Source organism: Streptomyces hypolithicus (assembly GCF_052934925.1).
This window is the reverse complement of record NZ_CM128811.1, coordinates 1,069,873-1,088,738: the sequence shown is the minus strand read 5'-3', so window position 1 is coordinate 1,088,738 and position 18,866 is coordinate 1,069,873. Positions and strand designations below refer to the sequence as shown.

Annotated in this window: 12 protein-coding genes and 6 pseudogenes; 14 read left to right on the top strand and 4 right to left on the bottom strand. The window is 70.5% G+C overall.

From position 1 onward, the window contains the following. The first annotated feature begins 82 nt into the window (after positions 1–82). From ACU6WZ_RS05020 to ACU6WZ_RS05010, 3 genes are all read left to right on the top strand, one after another. Positions 83–250 (top strand): hypothetical protein, encoded by a 168-nt coding sequence (locus tag ACU6WZ_RS05020; protein ID WP_447031900.1) that lies wholly within the window; start codon positions 83–85, stop codon positions 248–250. A gap of 118 nt (positions 251–368) precedes the next feature. Further along, positions 369–1,079, top strand: coding sequence for a ribonuclease HII (gene rnhB / locus ACU6WZ_RS05015; RefSeq protein WP_447031899.1), 711 nt, complete (start codon positions 369–371; stop codon positions 1,077–1,079). Between the two features lie 61 nt (positions 1,080–1,140). After that, positions 1,141–1,776, top strand: coding sequence for a hypothetical protein (locus ACU6WZ_RS05010; RefSeq protein WP_447031898.1), 636 nt, complete (start codon positions 1,141–1,143; stop codon positions 1,774–1,776). Between the two features lie 54 nt (positions 1,777–1,830). On the opposite strand, the gene ACU6WZ_RS05005 is transcribed toward ACU6WZ_RS05010, so the two are convergent. Both ACU6WZ_RS05005 and ACU6WZ_RS05000 read right to left on the bottom strand, forming a co-directional pair. Then, positions 1,831–2,460, bottom strand: coding sequence for a hypothetical protein (locus tag ACU6WZ_RS05005; RefSeq protein WP_447031897.1), 630 nt, complete (start codon positions 2,458–2,460; stop codon positions 1,831–1,833). A gap of 215 nt (positions 2,461–2,675) precedes the next feature. Beyond that, a pseudogene (locus ACU6WZ_RS05000) lies at positions 2,676–3,639 on the bottom strand (RecQ family zinc-binding domain-containing protein); the annotation flags it as partial. Positions 3,640–3,855: 216 nt separating this feature from the next. Between ACU6WZ_RS05000 and ACU6WZ_RS04995 the strand changes: the two are divergent. The 3 genes and pseudogenes from ACU6WZ_RS04995 to ACU6WZ_RS04985 all read left to right on the top strand — a co-directional run. Then, positions 3,856–6,018, top strand: a complete 2,163-nt coding sequence (locus ACU6WZ_RS04995) for a RecQ family ATP-dependent DNA helicase (protein ID WP_447031896.1) — start codon at positions 3,856–3,858, stop codon at positions 6,016–6,018. Positions 6,019–6,036: 18 nt separating this feature from the next. Further along, positions 6,037–6,186, top strand: a pseudogene (locus ACU6WZ_RS04990) (IS3 family transposase); the annotation flags it as partial. Between the two features lie 17 nt (positions 6,187–6,203). Beyond that, positions 6,204–6,335, top strand: a pseudogene (locus tag ACU6WZ_RS04985) (DDE-type integrase/transposase/recombinase); the annotation flags it as partial. Positions 6,336–6,560: 225 nt separating this feature from the next. On the opposite strand, the gene argJ reads toward ACU6WZ_RS04985, so the two are convergent. After that, the gene (gene argJ / locus ACU6WZ_RS04980; protein ID WP_447031895.1) at positions 6,561–7,712 is read right to left on the bottom strand and encodes a bifunctional glutamate N-acetyltransferase/amino-acid acetyltransferase ArgJ; all 1,152 of its coding nucleotides are present in this window, start codon (positions 7,710–7,712) and stop codon (positions 6,561–6,563) included. Positions 7,713–8,099: 387 nt separating this feature from the next. Here argJ and ACU6WZ_RS04975 point away from each other — a divergent pair, with 387 nt between their 5' ends. From ACU6WZ_RS04975 to ACU6WZ_RS04955, 5 genes are all read left to right on the top strand, one after another. Further along, positions 8,100–8,765, top strand: a complete 666-nt coding sequence (locus ACU6WZ_RS04975) for an enoyl-CoA hydratase/isomerase family protein (protein WP_447031894.1) — start codon at positions 8,100–8,102, stop codon at positions 8,763–8,765. A gap of 1,387 nt (positions 8,766–10,152) precedes the next feature. Then, positions 10,153–11,694, top strand: coding sequence for an argininosuccinate lyase (gene argH, locus ACU6WZ_RS04970; RefSeq protein ID WP_447031893.1), 1,542 nt, complete (start codon positions 10,153–10,155; stop codon positions 11,692–11,694). A 46-nt stretch (positions 11,695–11,740) separates the two neighbouring features. Continuing rightward, complete coding sequence (locus tag ACU6WZ_RS04965; protein ID WP_447031892.1) at positions 11,741–12,913, top strand: argininosuccinate synthase; 1,173 nt, start codon at positions 11,741–11,743, stop codon at positions 12,911–12,913. Between the two features lie 26 nt (positions 12,914–12,939). Beyond that, on the top strand, positions 12,940–14,712 hold the full coding sequence (locus ACU6WZ_RS04960) for a class I adenylate-forming enzyme family protein (protein WP_447031891.1): 1,773 nt from the start codon (positions 12,940–12,942) through the stop codon (positions 14,710–14,712). A gap of 485 nt (positions 14,713–15,197) precedes the next feature. Next, positions 15,198–15,836, top strand: coding sequence for a helix-turn-helix domain-containing protein (locus ACU6WZ_RS04955; RefSeq protein ID WP_447033865.1), 639 nt, complete (start codon positions 15,198–15,200; stop codon positions 15,834–15,836). Here the strand turns inward: ACU6WZ_RS04955 and ACU6WZ_RS04950 are convergent. Further along, positions 15,799–15,894: pseudogene (locus ACU6WZ_RS04950) on the bottom strand (IS5/IS1182 family transposase); the annotation flags it as partial. The gene ACU6WZ_RS04955 and the pseudogene ACU6WZ_RS04950 overlap by 38 nt on opposite strands. An 81-nt stretch (positions 15,895–15,975) precedes the next feature. On the opposite strand from ACU6WZ_RS04950, the gene ACU6WZ_RS04945 reads away from it, so the two are divergent. The 3 genes and pseudogenes from ACU6WZ_RS04945 to ACU6WZ_RS04935 all read left to right on the top strand — a co-directional run. Continuing rightward, positions 15,976–17,307 carry a DUF4192 domain-containing protein gene (locus ACU6WZ_RS04945; RefSeq protein WP_447031890.1) on the top strand — a complete coding sequence of 444 codons (1,332 nt, stop codon included), beginning with the start codon at positions 15,976–15,978 and terminating at the stop codon, positions 17,305–17,307. Further along, positions 17,304–17,642, top strand: a pseudogene (locus ACU6WZ_RS04940) (glycogen debranching N-terminal domain-containing protein); the annotation flags it as partial. The gene ACU6WZ_RS04945 and the pseudogene ACU6WZ_RS04940, both read left to right, overlap by 4 nt. An 81-nt stretch (positions 17,643–17,723) precedes the next feature. After that, positions 17,724–18,767, top strand: a pseudogene (locus tag ACU6WZ_RS04935) (glucosidase family protein); the annotation flags it as partial. Between the last annotated feature and the right edge of the window lie 99 nt (positions 18,768–18,866).

Genomic DNA, 18,866 nt, shown 5'->3' with positions numbered 1-18,866 from the left:
GGCCTGGCCCGGGGAGCCGGAGCTAGTGCCGCTCCCGGCAAGCTTTGCCCCGTCGCGTCGTCCAGCACGCACGCTCGCTGCGTTGGCCAAAAGCCCTGGTAGCTCCCTCCCCAAGCCCTGGTTCGCCACCAGTCTGGCGGTGGTGGCGGCGCGCGGGATCCTGGAGGACCGTCCGCTGAAGGTGGACGAGCGCGAGTGCCGCAGGCTCGGAACCTACGGTACCGACCGCATGCTGTACGAGGAGTACTGACCCGGATCGCCGCCCCGGCCCACGCAACCCTCGACGTGGGCGCCCGACCCACCGAATTCGCCCGGTAGTGCGACCGGGGTGTCGCCGTGGGCCGTGGCGGCGTAATCTGTGTGGCGCCATGCCGTACGAACCACCCACCCACGCCGTCGAGCGCTCGCTGCGTGCCACTACCGGCGCCAAGATCATCGCTGGTGTCGACGAAGTCGGTCGCGGAGCCTGGGCCGGACCCGTCACCGTGTGCGCGGCCGTCACCGGTCTGCGCCGCCCGCCCGAGGGCCTCACCGACTCCAAACTGATCAGCGCCAAGCGCCGCACCGCACTGGCCGCGATCCTGGAGGGGTGGGTCACCTCGCACGCGCTCGGTCACTCCTCGCCCGAGGAGATCGACACGCTCGGGATGACCGCGGCGCTGCGCCTCGCCGCCGTCCGCGCCCTGGACGCGCTACCCGTGCGGCCCGATGCGGTGATCCTCGACGGGAAGCACGACTACCTGGGGTTGCCATGGAAGGTCCGTACGGTGATCAAGGGCGACCAGTCGTGTGTCGCGGTCGCCGCGGCCTCGGTGATCGCCAAGGTGCGCAGGGACGCGATGATGGCCGAACTGGGTTCGGAGGGGAAGGAGTTCGCCGACTTCGCGTTCTCTGCCAATGCCGGGTACCCCTCACCCGTACACAAGGCGGCGCTGGCGGCGCTGGGCCCCACCCCGTACCACCGGCTTTCCTGGTCCTACCTGGACGCGCTGCCCCAGTGGCAGCACCTCAAGAGGCCCCGGATCCCGGCGGATGCCGTAGCGCTGGAAGACGGGGGCCAACTCGGCTTCGATTTCTGATCGCACGCATGTACCCTCCCGCTGCTGCCTCCCGCAGCGGCATTTGATAGACATTCCACTCATGCCTCTCTCCTCCCAGGAGCCTCAGATTCACGAGAGCGCCCAGGGTCCCCGTGTCGCTTCGGCCAACGGCCGTCCCGCGTCGACCCCCCGTCCCGTACCCGGTCCGCGCAGTGCGGCCACGCCGCGTCCCGGACGCCCCGTACCCGGCCCGGTGAAGCCCGCACCCGCGGCCCAGCGGCCGCAAGCGCCAGCCGGCCCGTCCCCGTCCCCGCGGCAGGAGATTCGTTCCGTGCCGCAGATCCAGTTGGTTCCGGCTCCGGCCGGCGGTGCACTCGACGCCGTCGACGAGGCGGTCGACGCGCTGCTGGACTCCGGCCGTACCCCGGCCGACATCCTCGTCCTCACCACGGGTGAGCAGCATCCGTGGGCCGCTCACGAGTTGTCCTTCGGCGAGGCCGCCTACTGGGCGCAGCACGATGCGCGTGACGACGTCTTCTACGCGGACGCCGCGGCGGCTGAGCGGGCTGCCGGCCGGCCCGTCATCGTCGTCGCCGTCAACAGCGAGGTCGACGGCGACGGGCGGGACGAGGCTGTGGCGCGGGTGCTGCCGTTGGCCAGGTCGCGGGCGGGCGCGCTGCTCGTTGTGTGCGCGGACCCGCAGCGGGTCGACGCCGCGCTGGGCGCGGGCGTCTGAGCCTGGCCGAGCACGGTCCGAGCCCCGCATCAGGCGCCGGGCGGCGGCGCCGCTTCAGCGGGCCGCCGCCCGGCGCAGCGCGTCCCTGGCCCCGTCGCCGGAGCGCAGCGGGGGCGGGCCGGCCTCGGCCTCGGCGTCCGCCAGGCCTGCCGGTCGTGACCCGGTGCTCGGGCGACGGCCCCCGCGGCCCTCGCCCAGCACCTGCCAGCCGCCGCTGGTCAGCGTGATGTAGGCGCCGCACCGCAACCCGTGCAGAGTGCAGGCGTCCCGCAGACCCCACATCCATGCGCCGTCCTCCTCGGTCCAGCGCTCGTCGCCGTCACGGCAGTAGAGCAGCACCGCTGTGCGCACCGGCGTACGGCGGCGCAGGTCGTGCGGGACGACGCGGCGCAGGTGGGCCAGCAGGGAGTTGCGCAGCTCCCAGCCGTCGGCGGGGACGGAGCGCCGGGCGAACGAAGCACTCGCGGTCAAGCGCTCCTCGGCGTCGAGGACGGCGACCACCGCGGTGGCCGGGGCCGGGCTGTGCCGGGCGTGCAGACCGCTGACGACTTCTCGCGGGTTGCGCAGCAGCGGTATCCCGGCAGCGGCCCACTCGGACGGTTCCAGAGTCCGTCCGAGCCGACTGACGGTGTCGGCCGACAGACGGCTGGGCGAGGCGGCGGACGAAGCGAATCCGAAGGTCATGGTCCTCCCTTCGCATACGCGCCCTCAATGCGGGCATGGTCGGTTGGGGCGCGCCGCGGCACAGCCCTTACGGTCCGCGGGGGGCCGTGCGGGGAGCAGCCCAATTCTCGCTGTCCCGTGGGTCATGCGGCAACGAGCTCGTGATGCCGCCGACTGAAATCGGCGGGTATGCCATGGATATCCCTGCCCAGGTCGGGCGCGTGCGACGCATTTCGTCACCCCTGAACTGCGAGGACCAGCGGAAACACCTCCTGAGCTCCGGCCCGGCGCAGCAGCCTGGCCGCCACGGCGAGCGTCCAGCCGGTGTCCGCACGGTCGTCCACGAGCAGCGCGGGTCCGGTGGCGGCTGCCAGTGCGTCTGCCAGCTCCGGAGGCACAGTCAGGGCCCGGTGCAGGGCCTTCACGCGCTGGGCGCTGTTGCTGTGCGACATCCGCTCGCCCGTTGTCTCCGGGGCGTACCCGACACAACCCAGCAGGGGCATCCTCCCTACCTCCGCGATCCGGGCCGCCAGCGACTGGATGAGTGCGGGCCTGGTGTGCGAGGCGACCGATACGACTCCGACTGGACGCGCGACGGCGTCCGCGCCCCCGCCGGCCCAACCACCGGGCCCTTTCGCCCAGTCGGCCAGCACGGTGACGACCGCGTCGACCGCGTCGTCGGGCACAGGGCCGTCCTGGCGCTGCTCGGCGAGAAGCGGGCGGAGCCTGTTGCCCCAGCCGATGTCCGACAGCCGGCCCAGCGCCCGCCCCGTGGAAGCCAGCTCCCCTTGCGCGATACGGCCCTTGAGGTCGATGCCGACCGCCCCCAGACCGGTCGGCCACATCTTGCGCGGCTCCACCTCGACCCCGGGCCTGCCGAGTTCGCCGCGCGCCGTGTCCAGGGCGCCCGTGGACACCGCGTCGGCGAACCTGCCTCCCGCGCAGTTGTCGCACCGGCCGCACGGCGCTGCCTGGTCGTCGTCCAACTGGCGCCGCAGAAACTCCATCCGGCAGCCGGATGCCGTCGCGTAGTCACGCATCGCCTGCTGCTCGGCGGCCCGTTGCCGCGCGACCCAGGCGTAGCGCTCCGCTTCGTACACCCGCGGCTGTCCCGTTGTGGTCCAGCCGCCCTTGACCCTGCGCACCGCCGTCCACGTCCAGGACCTTGAGCATGGCCTCCAGGCGGGTTCGCCTCAGGTCATTGTTGAGCCGTTCGGGGCTACGGAACTGGGAAGGCATTCAAATTCTCTGCGGATTTGGAACCCTGACCTGCGTAAATGTGCCGATCGAGGGCGTTCAGCGTCGAGCACTCGACCCTGAACGCCCTCGATCCGTGCATGGCAGGCACCCTTCGTGAGCCTATTGCCACGCTGGGTGGATTCGCTGATTGTCAGTGCCATCGGGTTGCATGGGGGCATGGACCATCTGGAGCTCCGCACTGAAGCCGACGCCATCCTCGCTGAGCTCGTCGGTGACCCCGGGGGTTCGGCGCGGCTGCGGGAGGACCAGTGGCAGGCGGTGGCGGCCCTGGTGGAGGAGCGCCGGCGTGCACTGGTGGTGCAGCGCACCGGCTGGGGCAAGTCGGCGGTGTACTTCGTTGCCACCGCTCTGCTGCGTCGACGTGGCTCGGGCCCTACGGTGATCATCTCCCCGCTGCTGGCGCTGATGCGCAACCAGGTCGAGTCGGCGGCGCGGGCCGGGATCCAGGCGCGCACGATCAACTCGGCCAACCCGGAGGAGTGGGACACCATCTACGGGGAGGTCGAGCGTGGCGAGACCGACGTCCTCCTCGTGAGCCCGGAACGTCTTAATTCTGTGGATTTTCGGGATCAGGTGTTGCCGAAGCTTGCAGCCACGACCGGTCTGCTGGTGGTCGACGAGGCGCACTGCATCTCCGACTGGGGCCACGACTTCCGGCCCGACTACCGCCGGCTGCGGGCGATGCTGGCCGAGCTGCCCGCAGGGGTGCCGGTGCTGGCCACCACCGCGACCGCCAATGCGCGCGTGACCGCGGACGTGGCCGAACAGCTGGGCACCGGTGCAGGCGAGGCCCTGGTGCTCCGCGGCCCGCTGGAGAGGGCAAGTCTGCGGCTCGGTGTGGTCCATCTACCGGATGCCGCGCACCGTCTGGCCTGGCTTGCCGAGCATCTGGACGACCTGCAGGGCTCGGGGATCATCTACACCCTCACAGTTGCCGCGGCCGAGGAGGCCACCGCCTTCCTGCGGCAGCGGGGCTTCCGCGTGGCCTCGTACACGGGGAAGACAGAGAACGCAGACAGGCTGCAGGCCGAGGTCGACCTGCAGGAGAACCGGGTGAAGGCACTGGTCGCGACTTCGGCGCTGGGCATGGGCTACGACAAGCCGGACCTGGGGTTCGTGGTGCATCTCGGTTCGCCCTCCTCACCCATCGCCTACTACCAGCAGGTGGGGCGTGCGGGGCGTGGTGTGGCCCATGCCGATGTGCTGCTGCTGCCGGGCAAGGAGGACGAGGCCATCTGGCGCTACTTCGCTGATACGGCTTTCCCGCCGGAGGCGCAGGTTCGCCAGACGCTCTCGGCCCTTGCCGGTGCGGGACGGCCACTGTCGGTGCCGGCATTGGAGGCGGCGGTGGATCTTCGGCGTAGCCGGCTGGAGTCGATGTTGAAGGTGCTGGATGTCGACGGTGCGGTCAAGCGGGTGAAGGGCGGCTGGACGGCTACGGGGGCCGAGTGGGTGTACGAGGCAGAGCGCTACGCATGGGTCGCCAAACAGCGGGCAGCTGAGCAGCAGGCCATGCGCGATTACGCGAGCACGTCCCATTGCTGCCGGATGGAGTTCCTGCGCCAGCAGCTGGACGACGAGGGGGCGACCCCGTGCGGCCGATGCGACAACTGCGCGGGGCCGTGGGCCGATCCCTCCGTCTCGGCGGAGGCGTTGACGGGGGCGACGAAGGAACTGGACCGCCCCGGGGTGGAGGTCGAGCCGCGTCGTATGTGGCCGACGGGGATGCCAACACTGGGCATCGACCTCAAAGGGCGTATCCCGGCCAGGGACCAGTGCGCCACAGGGCGCGCCTTGGGCCGGCTGTCGGATATCGGCTGGGGCAACCGGCTGCGTCCGCTTCTGGCTGAGAACGCGCCCGACGGGCCGGTTCCCGACGATGTCCTGCAGACAGCGGTGGCGGTCCTCGCCGACTGGGCGCGCTCCCCGGGCGGCTGGGCGCCGAACGTCGTGGACGCCTCCGCCCGGCCGGTCGGAGTTGTCGCCATGCCGTCCCTGATCCGCCCACAACTGGTCGACTCCCTTGCCCAGGGAATCGCGACCATCGGGCGCCTCCCCTTTCTGGGCACGCTGACGTATGCCGGGTCGAATGGCACGCACGCGGCACGCCGCAGCAACTCCGCCCAACGCCTCAAGGCGCTGTCCGGCGCCTTCACCGTCTCTGAGGAGCTGGCTGGCGCCCTGGCTAGCTATCCCGGCCCCGTCCTGCTCGTGGACGACTACACCGACTCCGGCTGGACCCTAGCTGTAGGCGCTCGCCTGCTGCGCCAGGTCGGCGCCGACCAGGTGCTACCGCTCGTCCTTGCTCAGGCCGGGTAGATCGATCCTTCGAGGGGTGCTGAGATCGACGAGGGCGTTCTCCCCGGGACGACGAGCACGGACGCGGCCCGGCTCGCGGAGCTGGAACGTGAGGTGAAGGAGCTGAGGCGGGCGAACGTGATCCTGAAGTCCGCGGCGAGTTTCTTCGAGGCGGAGCTGGACCGTCCTCTGAGATGAAGGTCACTTCCGACGCGCCGAACCAGCCGTGGGTCGCCGACATCACCTATGTCCGCACCTTCGCCGGCTGGGTGTATGCCGCCTTCGTCATCGACGTCTGTTCCCGCATGGTCGTCGGCTGGCAGGTCGCTACCTCCCTCTGAGAACGAGGAGGCTGAGCCCCGCACCACTCCCGGGCTGTACGCCCGGCCCACCCAGACGGACCTCTGGCCTCAAGCGCCCGCTGCCGTCGCATGCACCCGCCCCAAGAGGCTCTGGGCGATGAGCCGGAGGACGCCACGGGACCGGGCACCGCGCGGGCGCGCCGACGCCGCTCCCGGGTGCGGGGGAACCTCGTCAAGGGCCCCTCGCCCGCTTATCAGGGATCAGGTCGTGTAGTCCGCGTTGATCCTCACGTACTCCTCGGTGAGATCGCACCCGTAGACGGTGAACGCCCCGTCGGCGATGCCGAGGTCCACCTTGACGATCACTTCGTCACTCTTGAGGTACTGAGCCGCTTGCTCCAGCAGTTCGTTGCTCGGCGACTCCGGGTACATGGGGAAGTCGGCAAAGCCGATACGGGTCCGGATCGGGTCGATGTCGGCCTCGTCGAGCTTTCCGATGGCCATCGCGATCCTGCCCCAGTTCGGGTCGGCCCCGTGGACGGCCGCCTTGACCAAGGGAGAGTTGACGATGCTCTTGCCGACCCGCTTGGCCTGGGCGTCGTCCCGTGCTCCCGCGACCCGGGCCTCGATGAGTGTGGACGCGCCTTCGCCGTCCGAGGCGATGTCCCGAACGAGATGCAAGGCGCATTCGTACAGCCCCTGTTCGAACTCCTTCAGGTCGACGGGTCCGGCGAGGCCATTGGCGAAGATCGCCGCGGTGTCGCTCGTCGAGGTGTCCGTGTCGATGCTGAGCGCGTTGAACGTCTTGTCCATCACCCGCCGGAAGATGGCGTCGAGCTTGTTGGCCGGGACGTCCGCATCGGTGAAGAAGAACGTCAGCAGGGTGGCCATGTTCGGTTCGATCATGCCCACCCCCTTGGCGATGCCGGTGAGCACGGCGTCCCCGCACCGCACGGTCATGTGCTTGGGGCGAGTGTCGGTGGTCATGATCGCCTTGGCGGCGGCGCCGTAGTCGGCAGGCGGAAAGGGCCAGGTCAAGGCAGACAGGCCGGCCCGGATGCCCCCCATGGGGTAGGGGCGGCCGATCACTCCGGTGGACCCGATGACCAGCTCCTCCGGCGCGATGCCGACGATGTCGGCGACCCTGCGGCGCACCTCGGCGGCGTGCTCCGCCCCGGCTTTGCCGGTCGCGACGTTGGCGTTGCGGGAGAGCACGACCATGCCGCGGCTACGCTGCAGGGGCGCCGCGTCACGGCTGAGGACGACACTCGGGCCGGAGAACCGCGACCGTGTGAAGACGGCGGCCGACCGGGCAGGCACCTCGGAGACGACAACCGTGAAGTCGTCGCCGACATCCTTGAGACCCAGGTTCATGGTCGCGCTGCGGAATCCCTGTGGAGCCAAAGGCTGCATGGTCAGCACCTCTCTAGGCAGCCAGCCCGAGAGACCTCGCGTCATAGCGCTGCCCCCGGCCGATGTGAATGAAGATGCTGCTCACCGTACACATTGGTTGATCGAAGTGGCGAAGCCAATATGGCGTTTCGTCAATTTCCGCACTGCGGAAGGGGGTTCGCTGCTCGCCCGGAAGTGCCTGTGACTTACCTCACTGCCAGCGCCGCATACTTATGCCTATCGTTGGGCCAGTCATTGATTGGCACCGAGCATGCGCTGCATCACCGAGGGGGACGGAACGATGACCAGTTTGGCGACATCGACCATGGCGTGCGAGGTCCTCCCAGGGGGAGTAGCACTGGTCCAGTTCTCGCACGCACACGAGCAGAATCCGTTCAGCAGAGCCGCATGCGGGAGCTGATCCAGTTACTGACCGACCTGGACAGTGATGAGCAGGTGGGATGCGTCCTCCTGTATGGCGGCCCTGGCCGGTCCTTCGGCGCCGGTGGCGACTTCAACGAGGTCTCGGAGTTCTCCGGAGGCGATGAGGTCGACGCGTGGATCGACGACATCACGGATCTCTACACCACCATCGCCGGGATCTCGAAGCCCGTGGTGGCCGCCATCGACGGCTACGCGATCGGTGTGGGCCTGCAGATCGCCCTCTGCTGCGACCTGCGCGTCGGCAGCAGCACGTCAAAGCTCGTGATGCCGGAGTTCCGCGTCGGTATTGCTTGCAACTTCGGCGGCTACATGCTTGAAACGGTGGTGGGCCGCACCGTCATGCAGGACATGCTCTACACCTGCGGCGAGTGGCCGGCCGACCGTGCCCTCGCTGACCGGCTCCTGCACGAGGTGACCGCTCCAGAGGATCTGTTGCCGCTCGCACTCGACCACGCGCGCCGCATCGCGTCTTACACCAGCGCGGCCGTGCAGTCGACCCGCGCCCGTGTGAACGGCCCTTACATGGAAGGGTTGCGCCGGGTGCGCGAAGAGGGCAAGCGGTCCCACCGCACCGCCTTCTCGGCCGGCGAGGCGCAGGAGCGCATGCGCCACATCATCGGCAAGGCGTGAACGTGAAGGCGCCCCGCAGCGCTTGGCGCGTCCTCGCACACACCCCTCTCCCGACGCTGGACCACCTGGCGCAGCACACCGACCGCGGTGACACGCCGGCGAGCGCGGTCCACCGTCTGTGCCACGGGCTCGCCCCCCGGACCCGCCGCTGCTCCGGCGGCCGAAGGCCCATGGGCGCCCGCGACGAACACGCCTCCCCCCGAGCCTTACAGAGCCCGCGCCGCGACGACCCGGTTCACTGCCGGAGAAGCCCCGTTGGAGGCGCTGGCCAAAGGGACAACACGGATCGACGCGACCGACAGGCTCGCTCCGGTCGAGCAGGTCTGCACCGCCGTCGACCGCGCGCGACGCACCGACAAGTTCTCCCTCCGCATGCCTCCGGCGTGCGGGACCACCACCCTTCGCTCTTTCCTGCCCCCGAAAGTGATCCGCGTCGCCCTGGAGAGCGCCCCCGCGTCCAAGGTCCGGGACGGGTGCGCGAAGTGCACTCCGCGCACCGAGATCAGCGGGCGCGTCCTCGGATCACTCGCACGGCGCGACTGTGGCTCGCTGCGCCGCGTTCCGGCAGCGAGTCACACGCCGCTACGAAAAAGAGGAGGCCGACCGGCACCGCGAGGCCATGTACCTCAGCCGCTTCGGCGAACCTCTGGACAGCGGACAGCGCATGAGAGCCCACCGGTTCCTGCTTCCCGCTCGACATAGCCGCGCCCGCTTCGCGCACACTGATCACCCCAAAACCCTCACGACCTCAGGCACATGCCGCGCGCCGCGACAACTGAGGTCGTCAGACTCATGTTTCTTCGCACCTCGCCCCGGCGGTGTGCGCCGGCTCCGTGCCCCCACCCATATGGCACGTGGAGTGTCCGGCCGTAATTCCGGCCCCGATCACAGGACCGCGCGACTCGACGGTGCTCCACTGCGGCCCGTCCTGCCCCCACTACCGGCGGACGCCCCGCCGCGACCAGTGCCGCAGCCCTTGAGCACGCCGCCTCCATCACCCATGGGCGCCGCGACCAGGCCCGGTCGGCCGGACTAACGGCCCCACGCGAAGGATTACCGCGACCGTCCAGTCAACCCGGCTCCCTCGCCCCCTAGGCCGCCACCGCGGCATTCTCCGGAGCGGCTGCCACCAAGCAGTTCCGCGCCACCCAGCGGGACGGCGCGCCCCTCGCGGACATCGAGCGCGTGGGCCCGCTCGCGGGCGAACTCATCGCGCCCCACGCGGCATCCAACACAGACCGACCACGGCCTGACGGGCCTGTGCGTGGTCACCGGGCCCGGCCTCGGCCTCGTCCGCGCGCCACCACCACGCCGTCACGGCCGACCGTGACGACCAACTGCGACAACCAACTGCCCTCCGGGCAACCGACGACGAAAGAGAGCAACAGTGACCGACAAGTTGTGGGGCGGCCGCTTCGATGAGGACATCACCCCCGATGTACTCGACTACACGCTGACCACGGACGTGGACGTACGTTTGATCTTCGCGGACCTGTGGCAGGACATGGCGCATGTCCTCATGCTCGGCCGGCAGAGCATCATCCCTGAGGCGACCGCACGGGCGATCCTCGGCGCACTGCTGAAGCTGTGGGAGCGCCACGAGCGCGGTGAGCTCGTGCTGCGTCCCGAGCTCGAGGACGTGCACTTCAACATCGAGCAGATGGTGATCGAGGACCTGGGCCGCGAGACCGGTGGCCACATGCACACCGCGCGGTCCCGCAACGACCAGGTCTCCACGGACGCCCGCATGTACCTGCGGCGGGTCCAGCTCGACGCCGTCGCCGCCAACCTCGCGCTGATCGACGAGCTCCTCTCGTTCCCCGAGGAGGACCTCCTCGCGATCCTGCCGGGCTACACGCACAGCCAGGCCGCCCAGCCGGTCTCGGTCGGCTTTTGGAAGACCGCGCACGCCAGCATGCTGCTGCGCGACGTCCGCCGGCTGCGCGGCGCGTTCGACCGTACCGACGAGTCCGCGCTCGGCGCGTGCGCGCTGGCAGGCACCTCCTTCCCGCTCGACCGGGAGCTGACCGCCCGCCTGCTCGGCTTCGGTCGCGTCCTGACCCATGCCCTGGACGCCACCAGCGCTCGCGACTACCTCATCGAGAGCGCCTCTGCCTTCGCGATCGGCGGCAACCACCTCTCCCGCATGGCCGAGGAGATCGTGCTCTGGAGCGGCCACGAGTACAGCCTGGTCGAGGTCTCGGACGCGTACGCGACCGGCAGTTCGATCATGCCGCAGAAGAAGAACCCGGTGGTCGCAGAGCTGACCCGGGGGCGGGCCGGCCGCACCATCGGCACCCTCGTCCAGCTGCTGACCATGGCGAAGGGCGTCACCCTCGGCTACAGCTGTGATCTGCAGGACGACAAGCCCTACCTGTGGAACGCCATCGACACCTACCTGTCGACCCTGCGCATCGTCGTCGGCCAGACGAAGGGCCTGCGGTTCAACAGCGCCCGTGGCGAGGAGCTCTGCTGGGACAACTTCTCCACCGCCACCGAGCTCGCCAACTACCTGGTCTCCGACCGGGGCATCGCCTTCCGCGAGGCGCACCACATCAGCGGTTCGCTCGTCTCCGCCCTGCTCAAGCGCGGTGCGACGCTGCGCGACACCGCTGCGGGAGCCGAGATCCTCGCCGAACTCGGCCATCCCGTCGAGGAGTCGGTCCTCGCCCACATCTTCTCCCCAGTGACCGCGGTGACCAGCTACACAAGCCCCGGTGGCACCTCGCCACAGAGCGTCGAGGCCGTCCGCGCCGAGCTGCGCCGTGCCGTGGACGGCCACGGCGAGTGGCTGGACGCGACGCGCCGGAAGCTCGACACCGCGCATGGCGCCACCTTGCGGGCCGCCCGCGAGATCGCCGCGGGCGCGGACCTCGCCAAGGTGCTCGAGTCCGTCGCGGCCGAGCTGCCCGCCCCCGCCCAGCAGTAGCTGCCAGGTCCTCACCCGCCACCCGACCCCGTACCCAGGAGAACCCATGAAGATTGTGCTCGCCTACTCCGGCGGCCTCGACACCTCCGTGGCCCTGCACTGGCTCAAGGAGCGCTACGACGCCGAGATCATCGCCTTCTGCGCGGACATCGGCCAGATCGAATCCCTGGAAACCGTCAAGGAACGCGCGCTGCGCACCGGCGCCTCCAAGGTCTACGTCGAGCCGCTGTCCGACCGGTTCCTCCGGGACTTCGCCCTGCCCGCCCTGCAGGCGCACGCCCGCTACGAGAACAAGTACCTGGTGGCCGCTCCCCTCTCCCGCCCGCTGATCGCCCAGCGCATGGTCGAGATCGCGCACGCCGAGGGCGCGGACGCGGTCGCCCACGGCGCGACCGGCAAGGGGAACGACCAGGTCCGCTTCCACACGAGCGTGACCGCGCTCGACCCGAAGCTGAAGGTGCTCGCCCCGGTCATCGACTGGGAGCTCACCACCCGCGAGTCGGAGATCGCCTATGCGCGTGAACACGGAATCGAGGTGTCGGTCAGCAAGGAGAACCCGTACAGCATCGACACCAACATCTGGGGCACGAGTATCGAATGCGGTGAGCTGGACGACATCGAGCAGGCGCCGCCGGCCCACGCCTGGCAGCTGACTGCCGACCCCAAGTCGGCGCCGAACCAGGCACAGCTGGTCACCATCGGTTTCGAGGCCGGTACGCCGGTCTCCCTCGACGGCGAGAAGCTGGAGCTGACCGAGCTGGCCGGCCGCCTGAACACGATCGCCGCCGCGCACGGCGTCGGGCGGATCGACATCGTCGAGAGCCGCATCGTCGGGTTCAAGACCCGCGGTATCTACGAGGCGCCCGCCGCTTCCGTGCTGATGAGCGCGCATGAGGAGCTCGAAGCGATCGTCCTGGACCGCGAGACGCTCCACCACAAGCAGGCCATCGCCGCCCGCTACGCCGAACTCGCCTACTACGGCTACTGGTTCTCCGACCTGCGCCGCGCATTCGACGGCTTCATCGCCAGCCTCCAGCCGCAGGTGACGGGCGAGATCACCATGGAGCTCTACAAGGGCTCCTGCACGGTCGTCAGCCGCCGCTCGCCGTTCTCCCGCTACAGCGCCGCGCTGGCCACGTACGAGGCGGGCGACGCCTTCGACCACAAGGCGGGCGCCGGCTTCGCCTACGTATGGTCCCTTCCGCTCACGCGTCCGTAACCCCTCAACCGGAAAGGCAGCACATCATGCGCGTCGTCTTCATGGGCTACCAGACCTGGGGTCACACCGTCCTCGAGGCGCTGCTGGCGTCAGAACACGAGGTCCCGCTCGTCATCACGCACCCGACGAGCAACCACGCCTACGAGACCATCTGGAACGACTCCGTCGTCCACCTCGCCGAGCAGCACGGCATACCCGTCCTGGAGCGCAAGTACGCCAACGACGACGAGGTCGCCGAGCGGCTGCGCGAGCATCGACAACCAGCGGACACTGCACGGCCGTACGGCGATCAGCGCGGGCGGCACCAGGGTCCTGTTCCGTGGCCAGCTGACGCTGTCCGAAGGGGCTGCCGGATGATCTACGAAGCGTTCCTGCGCCAGGCCGGCGCCCGACCGGACGGGACGGCGGTCCGTACGACGGGCGGCGACGTCCTGACGTACGGCGAACTCGCCGACCACGCCGAGCGCACAGCGGCCGGGCTCGAAGAGGCCGGGGTACGCCCGGGCGACACGGTGGCCACCTGGCTGGACAACGGCATCGGCTACGTCGTCACCATCCTGGCCCTGTGCCGGCTTGGGGCCGTCCACCTGCCGATCAGCCGGCAGGCCGACGGCCCGAGGATCCAGTGGCTGCTCGACCGCACCCGGGCGGGCTTCCTGGTGACGGAGGGCGCCGGTCCGGCCGTCGGCAGGCTGCCCCGGGTGGTACGGCTGGGCACACTGGCGGACGGCTCCGCGCGCGGCGACAGGGCGCCGCATCCCGGCGTGTTCCGCCTGCTGGAGACGTCCGGCTCGACCGGCACCCCTCGGCTGGTGAGCTGGCGGCAGGACGACCTGCTGACGGACCGGCGCAAGTGGATCCGGTGGACCGGTCTCTCCGCCCAGGACCGGGTGTGCTGCATGCACCCGCTGGACGTGGCTCACGGGACCGACGTCCACCTCTTCCCGGCACTGCTCTCCGGTGCCGAGCTGATCCTGGTGGAGTCCGCCACGCCCGAGACCGTGCTCGACACGCTCGCGGGGCACGGGGTGACGGTCTTCAGCGCGCTCCCGCGTCATTACGAGCAGCTGGTCGCGGTGTCCGAGACGCGGGGCGGGGTACGGCTTCCCTCCCTGCGCCTGCCGCTGTGCGGCGGGGCCTATCTGAGCGGCGCGACGGTACGCCGGGCGGCAGAGGTGCTCGGAATCCGCATCCGGCGGATCTACGGCTCCACGGAGTTCGGGATCGTCTTCGGCAACCTCGACGACGCCCCTCAGGAAGCCCGGGGCATGCGGCCGCTTCCCGGAGTGGAGGTGCGGCTGGACCCCCTCGACGCCGCGCATCCTCAGCAGGGCGAGATCGTCGCCCGGTCCTCCGCCACGAGCGTGGGGTACCACGATGACTCCGAGGCGACCGCCCGGGCGTTCCGGGACGGGTGGTACCGGACGGGCGACGTGGCGGAACTCGGGCCCGACGGTGAGTACCGGGTCGTCGGGCGTACCGGGGACGCCATCCCCGTGGACGGCCGCCCGCTCTTCGCCCCCGTGGTCGAGGAGCAACTGGCGGGAGCCCACCCGGTGGACGAGGTCGTGGTTGTCGCGGGTGCCGGGTCCGACATCCTCGTTCTCGCAGTGCCGTCGTCCGGCGCGGATCCGGATGCGGTCCGGGAGGGCATACGCGCGGCCATGAAGGCGTGGGGCGTGGCGGCGAGGGTCCAAGTCGTGGACGCGATACCGCACACTCCCGTGGGTAAGGCGGACCGTCCTCGTATTCGCCGGATGTACTCCACCGACCAGGAACCGGTGGCGACGGCACACTAGGCCGGCCGCGCTCCAGGCAGACGACGCGGGACGAAGGGCTGCGGCCTCTTCGTCCCGTTCGGCGTCGGGGAGGCCGAACGGCTCCAGGGCGTCCGGCGTCGGCTGCGCGAGGCGACCGCCATGGAGGAACGCCGCGCCTGCACCCGGGTCCTCGCCTCGTGGGACCCCCGGCAGCCCGGCCCGCCTTCCCCGACCTCGCGGCGCTGCTCGGAACGGACGCGGAGGAAGGGGTACCCGACGCCCTGATCGCGCTCAACTCGGGCGAGGCGCGGAGCATCGCGCTCCCCGACGTCGTCGCGGAACTCGGAGCGGCGGCACCCCGGTTCGATGAACATGTGCGCGGCCTGACCAAGCCGGGACCGGTCGGCTCGACACCGCGCCGTAGGAGGCGGTGGGGACCAAGCCATCGGGCGTGCTCAGCTGTCCCAAGTACTACCTGCCGGCGCTTGCGCCACACCTGTCGGCGCCTGGGCGTGACCCAGTTCATGGGCCGTGTCGGGTCGTACTTTGACGACGCTGTCAGCGAGGCGTTCACAGTGTGCTCAAGGTCGAGTACGTCCACCGGCACAACTTCGCTGCCCGCACCGGCCCGCTTGAAGATCGCGACCTGGCTCACCAGGTTCTACACCACGCACCGACTGCACAGCGTGGTGGGTTCCGAAGCCCGGTCGACTACGAACACGACCATCGAGCCAACTCCGGTCCGGGGCTGGCCGCTTAGAACATCTCTACGTTCGAGGGGATTGACAGTGATACGAGAACCAGCGCATGCCTCGAACGCAACCCAGCCTTCCCGCGAGGGTACCGACCGCAGACCAGCTGTTGGCGCTCCAGCGACGTTCGGGCAGTTGCTCCGGGCTCGCCGTCAGCAGCTGGGGCTGTCGCTCGCGCAGCTGGCCTCGCGGGTGCACTTCGACCGAGGTCACGTCAGCAAGGTCGAGACGGACAAGCGACCGCCCTCGGTGAGTTTCGCGGAGGCTTGCGACCGAGCGCTGAACGTCGGCGATACCTTCACAACCATCGCCACAGCTCTGGAAGCAGCCGCTCGTCAACAGCAAGGATGGATTCATCGAGCCTTTTCCAACCTCACGTTGAGGCGTGGTGAAGGGCCACTACGGCCTTGACGATGTCGGTGATGCGGTTGGTGCTGCAGCGGAGCTTGCGTAGCAGGCGCCAGCCTTTGTGCGAATGCGACCCCAACCCTGTGGATAACTTTATCCACAGGGTTGGCGGACCAGGCGGTGTATGCGGGACCGTCGAGCCATGAACAAGCACCACGAACCCACAGGCCCTTCCTCCGGCGACCAGATCACCCTGCGTGGTCCCGCGGAACTTGCAGACGCCCTCCCGTACCTCATGGGCTTCCACCCGAACGACAGTGTGGTGATGGTCGCGCTGCACGGCCGCCGGGGCCGGTTCGGCGGGCGCCTCAGGCTCGGCATCCCGGGCTCGCCGAGGGAATGGGCGCCGGTCTCCGACCAGCTCGCCGAGTGCCTGGTGACCGGTAGTGAGCGCCGCGGCCCCCGCCCCGAGGGCATCGTCGTCTTCCTCTGCCAGGACCCGGCGGACGGAGAGTCGGGCAGGCAGGTGATGGAGCGGCTGCGCCCCTTCGCACAGAGGTTGCGTACCGCGTGCGGCGCGCTTGACGTCCCTGTGGTGGAAGCGCTGTGCATCTCCGACGGCCGGTACTGGAGTTACTGCTGTCCGGACGACCGCTGCTGCCCGCCCGACGGCAACGCGCTGGCGCTGCCCGGCACCTCCGTCATGGCGGCGGCCGCCGCCTACGCCGGTATCCAGGTGCGCGGATCCCTGCGGCAGATGGAGGAGCGGCTGTCACCCCACCGGGATCCGGTCGACGAGGAGCAGGTACGGGCACTGGACGCGGCGGGCCTGGCGCTCGTGCCGAGGATTCTCGCCGGGGCAGAGCGTGAGCAGGTCGGGGCCGAGACGCTCGGCCTCGCGCGGACGCTGATCCGGCGTCTTGGCGAGTGCCGTCCGGCAACGGCGAGCGCTCCCGACGCGGACGCGGCCGACGACCGGCTCATCAACTCTGACGAGGCGGCGGCAGTCATCCTCGGGCTTCAGGACCGGGAGACCAGGGACCGCGCCGCCGAGTGGATGGAGGGCGCCGACGCCGAGCCGGCTCTGCGGCTGTGGCGGGCGCTGGCCCGCCGGTGCGCCGGAGCGTACGACACCCACGCCGCCGCCCCGCTCACCCTCGCCGGCTGGGTCGCGTGGTCGACCGGGGACGAACCGGCCGCCAGGGTCGCTCTCGGCCTTGCCCTGCGGATCGACCCGGAGTACACCTTCGCGCAGCTCCTCCATCAGGCGTGCAACGAGGGCATCGACCCGGAAGCCTTGCGGCGCTGTCTGCGGCAGGAGCGCGCGCAACGCAAGCGGACCCACCCTTCGCGCCCCGTCGGCAGGCGGTCCGCCACGAGCTCGGCGTCGCGGACGCAGGCCGCCCGGCACGTTTCCCCGCCCGCCGGGGCTCGGCCCGGCGCGGCCGCCCGCACGCGCACCCGCACACGGCGACGCGGCGGTCAGGCGGGTCAGAGCGGTCGCAGCAGTCACGGTGAAAGGAGCGGCCAGTGACAGCCGTGACCAGGGCGCCCGCGTGCGCGTTCACACGAGTGGCGGTACCGCCAACGCCGCGCGCCGCCCCGACCGGTGCCGTCGGCACGAGCGCACAGGAGGCACCGTATGACTGTCGCCGTCACCGCCCCGTCCGTTGCCTCACGGAGAAAACCTTGGTGGGAAGGGGCGCGGGCCCGGCTGAGTTGCCTGCCGCACATGCCCTCCTGGTCGCCGTGGACCTGCCCGGGCTCGCACTCTCGGCAGCGCAGGGGCAGCTGATTAGTGACGGGCTCGAGGGCTTCTACCGCTCCGGCCGCCGGCTGCTCTCCCGCTGCCACCTGCGGGTGGCGGGGCGGGAACCCGTCGCGGTACAGGGACGGCTGGTCTCGGCCGGGCGTGACCGCTTCGTGGGCGTGGTGCGTACACCGGCCAGTCCGGGCCCGCTGAGGGACGCGGGACCGCACCTCCCGCCCAGCTGCACAGGGGTGGAGGCGACGCTGGCCTTTCCCGTGGTGCTGGCCGAGGCGCGGCGCTGGGGCCTCGCGGACAGGGACCTGGAGGAGCTGCTGCCTGCGGCGGAAGGATGCCTGCGCTGGCTGAGTGCGGCAGCGGACGCCGACTGCTCTCTGCCGGAACAGGGCCCCTCCCGTCTCCGTCGCAGCGAGACCCAGGCCCACGCGCACCCTGCGGCGGTGCTCGGCGCCGACCTCCTGGCGGAGTGCGGCAGGCCGGGGGCCCAGGGCTGGCGGGAGTGGGCGGCCGCGGCGCGCCGTACCTTCCGGGACGACTTCTGGGTCGACGACCGCGCCGGCGGTCGGCCTGCCGCAGCCGCAACCGCCGCCGGGCGGCGCGTGCCGCACCTGGGCGGCGCGGTAGCGCACCTCCTGGACACCGGCTTCCTGGGCGCCGGCCGGCTGGCACCTGGCCTGCTGGACAAGGCGCAGACCGAGCAGGTGGCCAGACTCCTGGGCGGCCCCGCGATGGACTCCGGCTGGGGGCTCAGGAGCCTCGGCACCAAAGAGCCCGGCCACAACTCGTTCGGCCACCGCGGTGGCGCGGTGCGTGTCCACGAGACGGCCGTCGCCGTCTCGGGACTCTTCGATGCTGGGTACGAGCGGGAGGCGACCAGCCTGCTGCGCGGCGTCCTCGATGCCGCGCAGTCGTTCGGGTACCGGTTGCCCGAGATGTACGCCGGCGAGCAGCGTACGGCCGGCAGTGCTCCGGTACCGCACCCGTCCGCGTGCAGACCCGCCGCGGTGGCCGCCGCAGCCGGGATCCATCTGCTCACCGCTCTGGCGGGCGTCCGCCCCGACGCCCCGGCGGGCACCGTGGCGCTCTTCCCGGTGCGCGGCGCCCCGCTCGGCGAGGTCCAGCTCCGCGGACTGCGTGTGGCCGGGGAGCCCTTCGCCGTACGGATCAGCAGGCTGGGCCTCGGCATGGTCGAGGAAGCCGCCGCCCGGCTCCAGTTGGGCGGCTGAACCATGGACGTCCACGAGCGGTTCGAGGGGCGCGACAACGGTGCGGCGGGCAGCGGTTTCCCCGTGGGAGGGACTGTTTATCGTCAAGGAGACGACTAT

Excerpts from the sequence above, each read along its gene's own strand:
- rnhB (WP_447031899.1), top strand. The coding sequence starts at position 369 with ATGCCGTACGAACCACCCACCCACGCCGTCGAGCGCTCGCTGCGTGCC.
- ACU6WZ_RS05010 (WP_447031898.1), top strand. The coding sequence starts at position 1,141 with ATGCCTCTCTCCTCCCAGGAGCCTCAGATTCACGAGAGCGCCCAGGGT.
- ACU6WZ_RS05005 (WP_447031897.1), bottom strand. The coding sequence starts at position 2,460 with ATGACCTTCGGATTCGCTTCGTCCGCCGCCTCGCCCAGCCGTCTGTCG.
- ACU6WZ_RS04995 (WP_447031896.1), top strand. The coding sequence starts at position 3,856 with ATGGACCATCTGGAGCTCCGCACTGAAGCCGACGCCATCCTCGCTGAG.
- argJ (WP_447031895.1), bottom strand. The coding sequence starts at position 7,712 with ATGCAGCCTTTGGCTCCACAGGGATTCCGCAGCGCGACCATGAACCTG.
- ACU6WZ_RS04975 (WP_447031894.1), top strand. The coding sequence starts at position 8,100 with ATGCGGGAGCTGATCCAGTTACTGACCGACCTGGACAGTGATGAGCAG.
- ACU6WZ_RS04965 (WP_447031892.1), top strand. The coding sequence starts at position 11,741 with ATGAAGATTGTGCTCGCCTACTCCGGCGGCCTCGACACCTCCGTGGCC.
- ACU6WZ_RS04960 (WP_447031891.1), top strand. The coding sequence starts at position 12,940 with ATGCGCGTCGTCTTCATGGGCTACCAGACCTGGGGTCACACCGTCCTC.
- ACU6WZ_RS04955 (WP_447033865.1), top strand. The coding sequence starts at position 15,198 with ATGGGCCGTGTCGGGTCGTACTTTGACGACGCTGTCAGCGAGGCGTTC.
- ACU6WZ_RS04945 (WP_447031890.1), top strand. The coding sequence starts at position 15,976 with ATGAACAAGCACCACGAACCCACAGGCCCTTCCTCCGGCGACCAGATC.